The 12,438-nt window shown below is 69.4% G+C and carries 10 protein-coding genes; 7 read left to right on the top strand and 3 right to left on the bottom strand.

Annotated features, from left to right (window positions below; all coding sequences use genetic code 11):
* The first annotated feature begins 30 nt into the window (after nt 1-30).
* Together carB and pyrF are read left to right on the top strand one after the other, a co-directional pair.
* The gene (carB, locus tag U0R18_RS04530) at nt 31-3,375 is read left to right on the top strand and encodes a carbamoyl-phosphate synthase large subunit (RefSeq protein ID WP_526366350.1); all 3,345 of its coding nucleotides are present in this window, start codon (nt 31-33) and stop codon (nt 3,373-3,375) included.
* A complete protein-coding gene (gene pyrF, locus U0R18_RS04525; RefSeq protein ID WP_526366348.1) occupies nt 3,372-4,184 on the top strand; it encodes an orotidine-5'-phosphate decarboxylase in 813 nt (270 codons plus the stop codon). Before carB ends, pyrF begins: the two co-directional genes overlap by 4 nt.
* A gap of 15 nt (nt 4,185-4,199) precedes the next feature.
* On the opposite strand, the gene U0R18_RS04520 is transcribed toward pyrF, so the two are convergent.
* Nucleotides 4,200-4,550: a hypothetical protein gene (locus U0R18_RS04520; protein ID WP_526366346.1), complete on the bottom strand. Its 351-nt coding sequence runs from the start codon at nt 4,548-4,550 to the stop codon at nt 4,200-4,202.
* 813 nt (nt 4,551-5,363) lie between these two features.
* Here U0R18_RS04520 and mihF point away from each other — a divergent pair.
* From mihF to metK, 5 genes are all read left to right on the top strand, one after another.
* Nucleotides 5,364-5,681 (top strand): integration host factor, actinobacterial type, encoded by a 318-nt coding sequence (gene mihF / locus U0R18_RS04515; protein ID WP_099022083.1) that lies wholly within the window; start codon nt 5,364-5,366, stop codon nt 5,679-5,681.
* A 12-nt stretch (nt 5,682-5,693) separates the two neighbouring features.
* Nucleotides 5,694-6,287: a guanylate kinase gene (gmk, locus tag U0R18_RS04510; RefSeq protein WP_526367425.1), complete on the top strand. Its 594-nt coding sequence runs from the start codon at nt 5,694-5,696 to the stop codon at nt 6,285-6,287.
* Between the two features lie 94 nt (nt 6,288-6,381).
* Complete coding sequence (gene rpoZ / locus U0R18_RS04505; RefSeq protein WP_526366343.1) at nt 6,382-6,690, top strand: DNA-directed RNA polymerase subunit omega; 309 nt, start codon at nt 6,382-6,384, stop codon at nt 6,688-6,690.
* Nucleotides 6,691-6,708: 18 nt separating this feature from the next.
* Nucleotides 6,709-7,947, top strand: a complete 1,239-nt coding sequence (gene coaBC / locus U0R18_RS04500) for a bifunctional phosphopantothenoylcysteine decarboxylase/phosphopantothenate--cysteine ligase CoaBC (protein WP_526366341.1) — start codon at nt 6,709-6,711, stop codon at nt 7,945-7,947.
* A gap of 67 nt (nt 7,948-8,014) precedes the next feature.
* On the top strand, nt 8,015-9,220 hold the full coding sequence (gene metK / locus U0R18_RS04495) for a methionine adenosyltransferase (protein ID WP_526366339.1): 1,206 nt from the start codon (nt 8,015-8,017) through the stop codon (nt 9,218-9,220).
* A 148-nt stretch (nt 9,221-9,368) separates the two neighbouring features.
* Here metK and U0R18_RS04490 read toward each other — a convergent pair whose 3' ends face one another.
* Together U0R18_RS04490 and U0R18_RS04485 are read right to left on the bottom strand one after the other, a co-directional pair.
* Nucleotides 9,369-9,539, bottom strand: a complete 171-nt coding sequence (locus U0R18_RS04490) for a hypothetical protein (RefSeq protein ID WP_526366337.1) — start codon at nt 9,537-9,539, stop codon at nt 9,369-9,371.
* Between the two features lie 273 nt (nt 9,540-9,812).
* Nucleotides 9,813-12,437 (bottom strand): helix-turn-helix transcriptional regulator, encoded by a 2,625-nt coding sequence (locus U0R18_RS04485; RefSeq protein ID WP_526366335.1) that lies wholly within the window; start codon nt 12,435-12,437, stop codon nt 9,813-9,815.
* Nucleotide 12,438 lies beyond the last annotated feature (1 nt).

Raw genomic sequence — 12,438 nt, 5'->3', positions numbered from 1 at the left:
GTGCACGGTCGCGCACAAGGTGGGGAAGTAATGCCACGTCGCACCGACATCAACCACGTTCTGGTGATCGGGTCCGGGCCCATCGTCATCGGCCAGGCCTGCGAGTTCGACTACTCGGGCACCCAGGCCTGCCGCGTCCTGCGCTCCGAGGGCATCGAGGTCAGCCTGGTCAACTCGAATCCGGCGACCATCATGACCGACCCGGAGTACGCCGACCACACCTATGTCGAGCCCATCACCCCGGCCTTCGTCGAGAAGGTGATCGCCCAGCAGGCCGCCAACGGCCACAAGATCGACGCGCTGTTGGCCACCCTCGGCGGGCAGACGGCGCTGAACACCGCCGTGGCGCTGCACGAGAACGGCGCGCTGGAACGCTACGGCGTGGAGATGATCGGCGCCGACTTCGACGCCATCCAGCGCGGCGAGGACCGGCAGCGTTTCAAGGACATCGTCGCCAAGGTGGGAGGCGAATCCGCCCGCAGCCGTGTGTGTTTCACCATGGACGAGGTCCGCGAGACAGTGGCCGAACTCGGCTTGCCGGTGGTCGTGCGGCCCAGCTTCACCATGGGTGGCCTGGGCTCGGGCATGGCCGCCACCGTCGAGGACGTCGAACGGATGGCCGGCGACGGCCTGGCGGCATCGCCCAGCGCCAACGTGCTGATCGAGGAGTCCATCTACGGCTGGAAGGAATACGAACTCGAGCTCATGAGGGACCACCACGACAACGTGGTGGTGGTCTGCTCGATCGAGAACTTCGACCCGATGGGCGTGCACACCGGGGACTCGGTCACCGTGGCTCCCGCGATGACGCTGACCGACCGCGAATACCAGGACATGCGCGACCTGGGCATCGCGATCCTGCGCGAGGTCGGCGTCGACACGGGCGGCTGCAACATCCAGTTCGCCATCGATCCCCGCGACGGCCGGCTGATCGTCATCGAGATGAACCCGCGGGTCTCGCGGTCGAGCGCCCTGGCCTCCAAGGCCACCGGCTTCCCGATCGCCAAGATGGCCGCCAAGCTGGCCATCGGCTACACCCTCGACGAGATCGTCAACGACATCACCAAGGAGACCCCGGCCTGCTTCGAGCCGACGCTGGACTATGTGGTGGTCAAGGCGCCACGGTTCGCATTCGAGAAGTTCCCCGGCGCCGACGACACCCTGACCACCACCATGAAGTCCGTCGGTGAGGCGATGTCGTTGGGCCGCAACTTCATCGAGGCGCTCGGCAAGGTCATGCGGTCGCTGGAGACCAAACGGGCCGGCTTCTGGACGGGGCCCGATCCCGAGGGTTCCGTCGACGACGTTCTCCACCGGCTGCGCACGGCCAAGGACGGCCGGCTCTACGACATCGAGTACGCGCTGCGCCTGGGCGCCGGCGTCGAGCAGGTGGCCGCGGCCTCCGGCGTCGACCCGTGGTTCGTCGACCAGATCAACTCCTTGGTGGCGCTGCGCGCCGAACTGCTGCAGGCGGCGGTTCTCGACGAGGACCTGCTGCGGCGGTGCAAGCACAGCGGCCTGTCGGATCGTCAGATCGCCGCGCTGCGACCGGAACTGGCCGGCGAGGCCGGAGTGCGGACACTGCGCGAGCGGCTGAACATCCACCCGGTGTACAAGACGGTCGACACCTGCGCGGCCGAGTTCGAGGCCCGCACTCCGTACCACTACTCGAGCTACGAACTCGATCCCGCCGCCGAGACCGAGGTGGCCCCGCAGACCGACCGGCCCAAGGTGCTCATCCTGGGATCCGGGCCCAACCGCATCGGTCAGGGCATCGAGTTCGACTACAGCTGTGTGCACGCGGCAACCACGTTGAGCCAGGCCGGATTCGAGACCGTCATGGTCAACTGCAATCCGGAGACGGTGTCCACCGACTACGACACCGCCGACCGGTTGTACTTCGAACCGCTGACGTTCGAGGACGTGCTCGAGGTCTACCGCGCCGAACAGGGCTCCGGGGCCGGCGGACCCGGTGTGGTGGGTGTGATCGTGCAGCTGGGCGGGCAGACCCCGCTGGGACTGGCCGAACGCCTCGAGCGGGCCGGTGTCCCGATCGTCGGCACCAGTCCGCGGGCGATCGACCTGGCCGAGGATCGCGGCGCGTTCGGTGAGGTGCTGATCGGCGCGGGGCTGCCCGCTCCGCGGTTCGGCACCGCGACCAGTTTCGAGCAGGCCCGCAAGATCGCCGGTGACATCGGGTATCCGGTGCTGGTGCGGCCCTCCTACGTGCTCGGTGGCCGGGGCATGGAGATCGTGTACGACGAGGAGAATCTGAAGGGCTACATCGAGCGCGCGACCGAACTGTCCCCGGAACACCCGGTCCTGGTCGACCGGTTCCTCGAGGATGCCATCGAGATCGACGTCGACGCGCTCTGCGATGGCACCGAGGTGTACATCGGCGGCGTGATGGAGCACATTGAGGAGGCCGGCATCCATTCCGGCGACTCGGCCTGCGCGCTGCCACCGGTTACGTTGGGCCGCAGCGACATTGCCGCGGTGCGCCGGGCCACCGAGGCCATTGCGCACGGTATCGGCGTGGTCGGACTGCTGAACGTGCAGTACGCCCTGAAGGACGACGTCCTCTACGTGCTCGAGGCCAACCCGCGGGCCAGCCGGACCGTGCCGTTCGTGTCCAAGGCCACCGCGGTGCCGCTGGCCAAGGCCTGCGCGCGGATCATGCTGGGGGAGAGCATCGCCCAGCTGCGCGCCGAGGGCATCCTGATCGCCGAGGGCGACGGTGCCACCCCGGCCCCGAATGCGCCGATTGCGGTCAAGGAAGCCGTTCTGCCCTTCCACCGGTTCCGCCGCGCCGACGGTTCCAACGTCGACTCGCTGCTGGGTCCGGAGATGAAGTCCACCGGCGAGGTCATGGGAATCGACTCGAACTTCGGCAGTGCGTTCGCCAAGAGTCAGACCGCCGCCTACGGTTCACTGCCCGCTTCGGGCACCATCTTCGTGTCGGTGGCCAACCGGGACAAACGTTCCCTGGTGTTCCCGGTCAAACGCCTGGCCGACCTCGGGTTCCGGGTGCTGGCCACCGACGGTACGGCGGAGATGCTGCGGCGCAACGGGATTCCTGTCGAGGTGGTGCGCAAGCACTTCGAGCAGCCGGGCGGCGGCCGGCCGGAGATGTCGGCGGTCGAGGCGATCCGGGCCGGCGCGGTCGACATGGTGATCAACACGCCCTACGGCAACTCCGGGCCGCGCATCGACGGCTACGAGATCCGTTCGGCCGCCGTGCAGATGAACATCCCGTGCGTGACCACCGTGCAGGGCGCTTCGGCGGCCGTGCAGGGGATCGAGGCCGGCATCCGTGGTGACATCGGTGTGCAGTCGCTGCAGGAACTGCATCACGCGCTGGACCGCCGGCCGTGAGCGGATTCGGTTCCCGGCTGACGGCCGCGGTCGCCGGCCGGGGGCCGCTGTGCCCGGGGATCGACCCGCATCCGGAACTGCTCGCCGCGTGGGGGCTGACGGCCGACGCCGATGGTCTGGCCGCCTTCTGTGATGTGTGCGTGGCCGCCTTCGCCGGATTCGCGATCGTCAAACCCCAGGTGGCGTTCTTCGAGACCTACGGGTCGGCCGGCTTCGCCGTCCTCGAGCGCACGATGGCCGAACTGCGGGCCAACGGCGTCCTGGTACTCGCCGACGCCAAACGCGGCGACATCGGTACCACTATGGCCGCCTATGCCGCCGCATGGGCGGCCGATGGCCCGCTGGCGTGTGATGCGGTGACGGCCTCGCCGTACCTCGGCTTCGGCTCGCTACAGCCGCTGCTGGACACCGCTGCGGCGCACGACCGCGGTGTGTTCGTGCTGGCCGCCACCTCCAACCCGGAGGGCGCCGGAGTCCAGCGCGCCGTCCGGGCGGACGGCCGGACCGTCGCGCAGTCCGTCGTGGACGCCGCGGCCGCCGTCAACGCCGCCGATCCTGGGCTGGTGGGCGTCGTCGTCGGCGCCACCCTGACCGAGGTGCCCGACGTCAGCGGTCTGGGCGGGCCGGTCCTGGTGCCCGGAGTGGGAGCCCAGGGCGGCCGTCCCGAGACCCTGGCCGGCCTGGGCGGCGCGCGCCCCGGCCAGCTATTGCCCGCGGTATCCCGCGAGGTGCTGCGGGCCGGACCCGAGGTGGCCGCCGTGCGCGCAGCCGCCGAACGGCTGCGCGATGCGGTGGCTCACCTCGCCTGACGTGGGAATCCGGCGTCAGAGCCGGATCCACTGCCCCAGGAACCAGAAGCCCCAGCCATCGCCGTTGCCGGCCCGCAGCGGTTCGACGCGCTGGCCGTTCCACGTGAACGGCTGGTGATCCTGACGGCCCTGGTCAATGCCGCGGTGCTGCCAGTCGACCGGTGCGTCGGGCTGCCACTGCGGGCCCTGATTGCCCTGCCGGCCCTGATCACCGTGCGGATCATGGTTCTGGCACTGCGGGGCGTTCGGGGCGCCGCAGGGCTGGCCGGGATCGGCGCCGGCGGTGCCGATGCCGACGCCGAGCAGTCCGGCGAGTCCGATTCCTGCGGTGAGCGTCGATGCGCACGCGATGCGCCTGATATTCATCCGGTCAACTCCGTTCGGTCGAATTCGTGGGGTCGATCCCCACACCGAGCGACGCTATGGGCCGGTTCTGGGTCGGCGCCGTGCCCGCACTGGGCGCCGGCTGTGCATCCGGGTACGGGGCAACTACGAGACGAAAACCGTTTGGTAACAACAGGATCAGGCCTGGATATGCGCCCGGGGGCAGACGTGCAAAGGGCCGGCGGAGTAATGCTCCGTCGGCCCTTGCAGCGCGCCGGGTCGGGGGGTTGGCGCACATCTGCGGTTGGCTGCCGGTTGGGGGGAGCCGGGTGAACCAGCCGCATCGATACCCAACCTAAGGACCGAACCTGTGCCAGGCATATCGACAACCTGAGAACTTCCAGCAGTGTTGCGGCCGATCCCGACACGCGCGACACGCCGCGGGGACTTTGGGCCGATTCGGCGGCCATCCTGGGACGTCCCGACGCGTCCGCGACGGCGACCCGGGACGTTCGACGGAGTTGCCCGGCAACCCGCTAAACGGCCTCTGAACTGCATGTTCAGCGCGCCCGGCGGTGGCGGTCGGCGTCGCGGGGGACCTGTTGGCGCAATCGGGTGCGCGAGTGCCGACGGATTTCCCGGAGCCCTACACGCTGGGTCTTCGCCGAGGAAAGCAGGGGGTGGGGTTAGATTTCGTCCGTCAGCCTGGGTACGGTCGTCGTCGCTGGCTGGAGTACCCCGGCCGAGACAAGTAAAGATCGGTGCAGCGTTGCGGTGGGAATGTCCGAGGGAGCCGATAGCCTTCGGCGGGAACACCCCAACAAGCACCGAAAATCGCAATGAGACGGAGGAACCGTGGCACTTCCCCAGTTGACCGACGAACAGCGTGCAGCTGCGTTGGAGAAGGCTGCTGCCGCGCGTCGTGCACGGGCTGAGCTCAAGGATCGGCTCAAGCGCGGCGGCACCAACCTCAAGCAGGTCCTCAAGGATGCCGAGACCGATGAGGTCTTGGGCAAGATGAAGGTCTCCGCTCTGCTGGAGGCCCTGCCCAAGGTCGGCAAGGTCAAGGCCCAGGAGATCATGACCGAGCTGGAGATCGCTCCCACCCGCCGCCTGCGCGGCCTGGGCGATCGTCAGCGCAAGGCCCTGCTGGAAAAGTTCGACCCCTCCTGAGAGAGGTCCGCGATCGCTGACGGGGGACCGGACCGGCACGGCCGGGTGGTTGTGCTGGCCGGTCCCTCCGCGGTCGGGAAGTCGACGGTCGTTCGCTGTCTGCGCGAACGCGTCCCCGACCTGTACTTCAGCGTCTCGGCGACCACCCGGGCACCCCGCCCGGGTGAGATCGATGGTGTCGACTACCAGTTCGTGACGCCGGACGCCTTCTCCCATCTGATCGACCGCGGTGAACTGCTCGAATGGGCGGAAATTCACGGCGGTCTGCATCGTTCGGGCACCCCTGCGCAGCCGGTTCGGCAGGCCATGGCCGCCGGTCGCCCCGTTCTCATCGAGGTGGACCTCGCCGGGGCCAGGGCGGTCAAGGCGGCCCTGCCGGAGGTGGTGGCGGTGTTCCTGGCACCGCCGAGCTGGGAAGCCCTGGAAGCGCGCCTGCTCGGCCGCGGTACCGAGACCGCTGAGGTGCGTGAACGCCGGCTGGCCACCGCCCGCGCCGAATTGGCATCCCAGGATGACTTCGACGTGGTCGTCGTGAACAGCCAATTGGAGTCTGCCTGCGCTGAATTGGTATCCTTGCTGGTGGGAACTACGCCCGACGCGCCCTGATGGCGTCCGGAACCGCCGCCCAGGCCCTGAGACGGCCCACCAGAACTGCCCCTGAGACCCCCACGAAATTCGAGAGACCCCGGAGAACCGCACTGTGACCAACTCGCACGCCGACACCCTGCCCGCCGATTCGGCAGCCGATGGCATCGGTTCCTACGACACTCCGCTGGGCATCACCAACCCGCCGATCGACGAGCTGCTCGACCGCGCGTCCAGCAAGTACGCGCTGGTCATCTATGCCGCCAAGCGCGCCCGCCAGATCAACGACTACTACAACCAGCTCGGTGACGGCATCCTCGAGTACGTCGGTCCCCTGGTCGAGCCGGGCCTGCAGGAGAAGCCGCTGTCGATCGCGATGCGCGAGATCCACGGCGACCTCCTCGAGCACACCGAGGGCGAGTAGCCGGGAACCGCGCCGCCCATGACCGGTAAGCGCATCGTCGTCGGCGTCGCCGGCGGCATTGCCGCCTACAAGGCCTGCTCGGTCGTCCGCCAATTGACCGAGGCGGGCCACCAGGTGCGGGTGGTTCCCACCGAATCGGCGCTGAAGTTCGTCGGCGCCGCCACGTTCGAGGCGCTGTCCGGTTTCCCCGTCCATACCGGGGTCTTCAACGACGTCCATGAGGTTCCGCACGTCCGGATCGGCCAGGAGGCCGATCTCGTCATCGTCGCGCCGGCCACCGCCGACGTGCTGGCCCGTGCCGCCGCCGGCCGTGCCGACGACCTGCTGACCGCGACACTGCTGACCGCGCGCTGCCCGGTGCTGTTCGCGCCCGCGATGCACACCGAGATGTGGCAGCATCCGGCCACCTGCGCCAACGTGGCCACCTTGCGCAGCCGCGGCGCGGTGGTCCTCGAACCGGCGTCCGGCCGGCTGACCGGCGCCGACACCGGTCCGGGCCGGCTGCCCGAGCCCGAGGAGATCACCGCCTTCGCCGAGCTGCTGCTCGAGCGCGGCGACGCCCTGCCGTACGACCTGTCCGGAATCCGGCTGCTGGTGAGCGCCGGCGGCACCCGCGAACCCCTCGATCCGGTCCGGTTCATCGGTAACCGCAGCTCGGGCAAACAGGGTTACGCGGTGGCCCGGGTGGCCGCCCAGCGCGGCGCCGAGGTGACCCTGATCGCGGGCAACACCGCTGCGCTGGCCGATCCGGCCGGCGTCGAGGTGGTGCACATCGGATCGGCCGCCCAGCTGGCCGACGCGGTCTCCAAGCATGCCCCGGACGCCGACGTCCTCGTGATGGCCGCCGCCGTGGCCGACTTCCGGCCCGCCCACGTTGCAACCACGAAGATGAAAAAGGGTGCCGACAGCGAACCCAGCACCATCGACCTGCTGCGCAACGACGACGTGCTGGCCGGGGCGGTGCGGTCCCGGGCGGCCGGTCAGCTGCCCGACATGCGCGCGATCGTCGGCTTCGCGGCCGAAACGGGCGACGCCAACGGCGATGTCCTGTTCCACGCCCGGGCGAAACTGCGCCGCAAGGGCTGCGATCTGCTGGTGGTCAACGCGGTGGGCGAGGGCCGCGCGTTCGAGGTCGACAACAATGCCGGCTGGTTGCTGTCGGCCGACGGTACCGAGGCTGCGCTGGAGCTCGGGTCGAAGACATTGATGGCCAGCCGTATTGTGGATGCGATCGCGAGCATCGTCCGGGGCGATTGACGTCCCGTGTTCTGCCCTGTGCTTCGATGAACGAAGATTTGCCTCTTATCCGGAAGGAAACTGCAACGTGAGTGGTCGGCTGTTCACCAGTGAGTCGGTGACCGAAGGACATCCCGACAAGATCTGTGACGCCATCAGCGACTCCATCCTGGATGCGCTGCTCGCGGGTGACCCGAAGTCGCGCGTCGCGGTCGAGACGGCGGTGACCACCGGCCAGGTGCACGTCATCGGTGAGGTCACCACGTCGGCCAAGGAAGCGTTCGCCGACATCCCGCTGATCGTCCGGGACCGCATCAAGGAGATCGGCTACGACCACTCCGACAAGGGCTTCGACTACGCGACCTGCGGTGTCAACATCGGCATCGGCGCGCAGTCCCCGGATATCGCGGTCGGTGTCGACACGGCCTACGAGGCGCGGGTCGAGGGCGAGAAGGACCCGCTGGACTCGCAGGGTGCCGGCGACCAGGGCCTGATGTTCGGGTACGCCATCAACGACACCCCGGAGTTGATGCCGCTGCCCATCGCGCTGGCGCACCGGCTGTCCCGGCAGCTGACCAAGGTCCGCAAGGACGGCATCCTTGGTTACCTGCGGCCGGACGGCAAGACCCAGGTCACCATCGAATACTCGGGCAATACGCCGGTGCGGCTGGACACCGTGGTGCTGTCCACCCAGCACGCCGCCGACATCGACCTGGAGGCGACGCTGGCCCCCGACATCCGCGAGAAGGTCGTCAACACCGTGCTGGCCGACCTGGGCCACGACACGATGGACACCTCGGACTTCCGCCTGCTGGTGAACCCGACCGGCACGTTCGTCGTCGGCGGCCCGATGGGTGACGCCGGCCTGACCGGGCGAAAGATCATCGTCGACACCTATGGCGGCTGGGCGCGCCACGGCGGCGGTGCGTTCTCCGGCAAGGATCCGTCGAAGGTGGACCGCTCGGCTGCGTACGCGATGCGCTGGGTGGCCAAGAACGTCGTCGCCGCCGGCCTGGCCGAGCGGGTCGAGGTGCAGGTCGCCTACGCCATCGGCAAGGCCGCCCCGGTCGGGTTGTTCGTCGAGACCTTCGGCTCCGAGACCGTCGACCCGGCCCGCATCGAGAAGGCCATCACCAGCGTCTTCGATCTGCGCCCCGGTGCGATCGTGCGCGATCTGGACCTGCTGCGCCCCATCTACGCGCAGACCGCGGCGTATGGCCACTTCGGACGCACGGATGTGGATCTGCCGTGGGAGCAGCTGAACAAGGTCGAGGAGCTCAAGGCGTCGGTCTGACGACGATGCGGCGCGAGGGACGAGCGCCGTTGAGGAGTCGGACAATGGGGATCGGTCTGACCGACCTGACGAACAGACGGAAAGGGCCCCTCTCCGGGATGGAGTAGGGGCCCTTTCCGTCTGTTCGCGCGCGATGCGCGTGACGCGGTTATGCCGCGTGGGCGATGGTGACGGTATCGGTTTCGAAGCCGTCGATCTGCAGCCCTTCGGCGCGCAGGATCATGTCGAACAGCGCCGACTCCGCGATCTCGTGTGGATGGGCTTCGGCGTCCGCGTGGAGTGCGGCGATGACGGTCCGGTTCAGGGTGGTGGTAGCCATCGGGTGGCCTGCCTTTCTCTTTCTCGGCCCGCCTCGGTGAGGGCCGCTGTTGGTATCCAGTATCCGGAGGTCGACGCAAGCGCGGCTAGGGTAGGCGACTACCCGAAAAGGGCGTGGTCGGCGGCGGCCGGCGCACCCGGAAGTCGCCCGTCGAGCCTTGAAATCGCCGCTCCGGGTCCCGTTATCAGGTGTTTCTCAGCGCTTTCGCATCGCTGTCTGGGCTTTCGGGCGTCCTACCCCGGTCAGCGCGCCGCGTTGGGGTAGGTACCTACCTCAACGACCATCCGGGTGCCGGCCGGCGCGGATCAGCTGGGCCAGCTGGTCGCGGTCGTCGATCCCGAGCTTGCCGAAGATCCGGTACAGGTGCCCGTCGATGGTCCGGACGGAGACCCCGAGCCGGTCGGCGACCTGCCGGTTGGTCAGGCCGTCACCGACGAGTGTCGCGATCTCCCGTTCCCGTTCGGTGATCGGCAGCGGCGTGTCGAGCGCATCCAGGGCGGGCGTGTGGACACTGCCGCGGGTGGCCAGCCGCTGTGCCCGGGACGACGACTCGAACGCCTTCGCACGCGCTCCGGCCCGGTCGTGCTCGCCCGCGGCGTGCGCGGCGGCGTCGGCGGCGAGCCCGAGGGCGCCGAATCCTTCGAACTGCCGGGACGCGTCGTCGAGGACATCGCCGTCGCGGTCGCCCAGACCGCGGGCGTGGGCCGCCACGGCCGTCGTCATGAGGCTGGGTGCGAGCCGGCTCAACTGGCCCAGCCGCGCGGCCTGTGAGCGGTCGCCCAGCCGGATGGCGCAGTGCAGGGCGGCGATCTCCATGGTGTGCATCTGGGCGGCCCGGGCGATGCGTGCCGCCGACACCGCGTGCTCACGTGCCGTGGTGGTCTGACCGCCGGCGGCGCACACCCAGGCCCGTGCGAGGGCGAGCTCGGGCTCGAAGACGGCGACGTGCGGTCCGTTGGCCTCCTCGGCCTTGGCCAGTCCCGCGGCGGCGGCTTCGGCGTCGCCGCGCGCTCCTTCGGCCTGGGCCAGCCAGGCGGCCACCAGCATCACCCAGGTCGGTGGCAGCGAGCCGGACATCGCCCACAGCGAGCGCTGCAGCTGTTCGCACGCCGATGCGAGCATGCCCTGGGCGAGCTGGAGCCGCCCGTTGAGCGCGGCGACGATGGCCTCGGCCTGCGGCACCCCGGACGTCATCGCGGTGTAGTGCTGGCACACCTGTTCGGCCGCCGCCAGGTCGCCGCTGCCGGTCAGGGCGAAGATCTCGATGAAGCCGAGCGCGTAGCGCTGTGGCCCGGACTCGCAGGATTCGGCTGCGCGGGAACCGATTTCGGCGACGTCGATGCCCTCGGCGAACCTGCCGGACAGGGCCAGGGCGCCCCCGGTGGCCAGGGCCGCCCACACCGCCGCGGTGGGCAGGATCTCCGAACCCAGGGCGTCCTGACCGACGGCGACGGCGGTCGGCAGATCCCGGCCGAAGAAGGCGAACGCCGCCTCGATGGCGGCCATCGCATACATGTCCTGGCCCGGGGGAACGCGCCGGTTCACCGTCGCCAGGACCTCACGCGCCGCGTCGGGTCGGCCACAACCGAAGAAGAGATTCGCCGCGCGTACGCCGCCCCACCGCAGGGTGGCCCAGATGTCGGTGCCGTCGGGGTCCAGGGCGGCCAGGATCGCCTCGGCCTCGGGGCCGCGGCCCTGCCAGGCCAGCGAGTCGGCCAGCACGATGGCGGCGTCGATGGAACCACCCTGGTCCCAGGCGAACCGGGCGAGTTCCTCGCCGAGGGTGAGGTTGGCCATCGTGACCGCACTCGCGGCGGTGCTGACCACCAGTCCGAGGTCGGCCGGGTTGTCGCTGTGGATGGTGAACTGCGCGAGCTGGATGGTGGTGCGCACGTCGGTGCGCTCCGTGCCCGATACCGCCCGGGTGCGCTCGAGGTGCTTCGAAAAGCTCTGCGCCAGCATCGTATTGAGCACCCGGGTGCGCGCGAGCCCGCACCGCTGGCGGATGACCTCGCCCAGGATGGGGTTGGCGATCTGGACCAGGGTCTGGGTGCCGTCGCTGACCACCTGCACCGCACCCGCGCGCTCGGCGCCGGCGATGTCCTCGCTGTCGCACAGCTCGCGCAGGATCCGCCAGTCCAATACCTCGGCGGTCGCGACGATCTCGGCCACCTCGCGCTGTGCCGGAGTCAGCGTGTTGAGCTGTGACTCGACGACCTCGGTCAGGTCGGGGTCGAAGTGGAACTCGGAATTCATGGCCCACCGGCCGTCGCGCTGGGCCAGGGCGCCGTCGGACAGGGCGGCGGTGACCAGCCCGCGCAGGATCAGCGGGCTGCCCGAGGACAGGTGCTGCAGCCGGTCCACGGCCAGGTCGTCGACCTCGCCGTCCACCACCGACGACACCAGTTCGGCGGTCTCCGACCGGCTGAAGGGCTCGAGGTCGACGCGCTGTAGCAGGTCTTCCTTCCACAGCGCGGCGATGGCGTCATGCACGGGTTCCCCCGAGCGGCAGGTGACGATCAGCCGCAGCCGGCCGCCCATCGCGAGCTGTGAGACGAGCAGGGCCGACAGGGGGTCGAGGTACTGGGCGTCGTCGACGACGAGCAGCGTCTTCTCGCCGGCGGCCAGTTCGCGGTATGCCGTGGACAGCATAACGGCGGGCTCGCGGGCGTCCTCGATGAAGACCACCGGGTTGAATGCGCCGAGGGGCACGGCGCGGCCGGTCTTGGTGCCGAGCACGGTCCGTTTGTTCCAGCCGTCGGCGACCAGCCGCTCGGCCAACAGGTGAGCCAGGGTGGTCTTGCCGACACCGCCATCGCCCCGCAGGATGACACCACTGTGCTCCGAGTGAGTTACCAGCGCCCCCAACGCAACCCGAAACTCCTCGGACCGTGCCACG

It is taken from the genome of Mycobacterium sp., assembly GCF_046330795.1.
Taxonomy (GTDB): Bacteria; Actinomycetota; Actinomycetes; order Mycobacteriales; family Mycobacteriaceae; genus Mycobacterium.
Note: the sequence above shows the minus strand (reverse complement) of the source record. Positions and strands in the feature narration are given on the sequence as shown.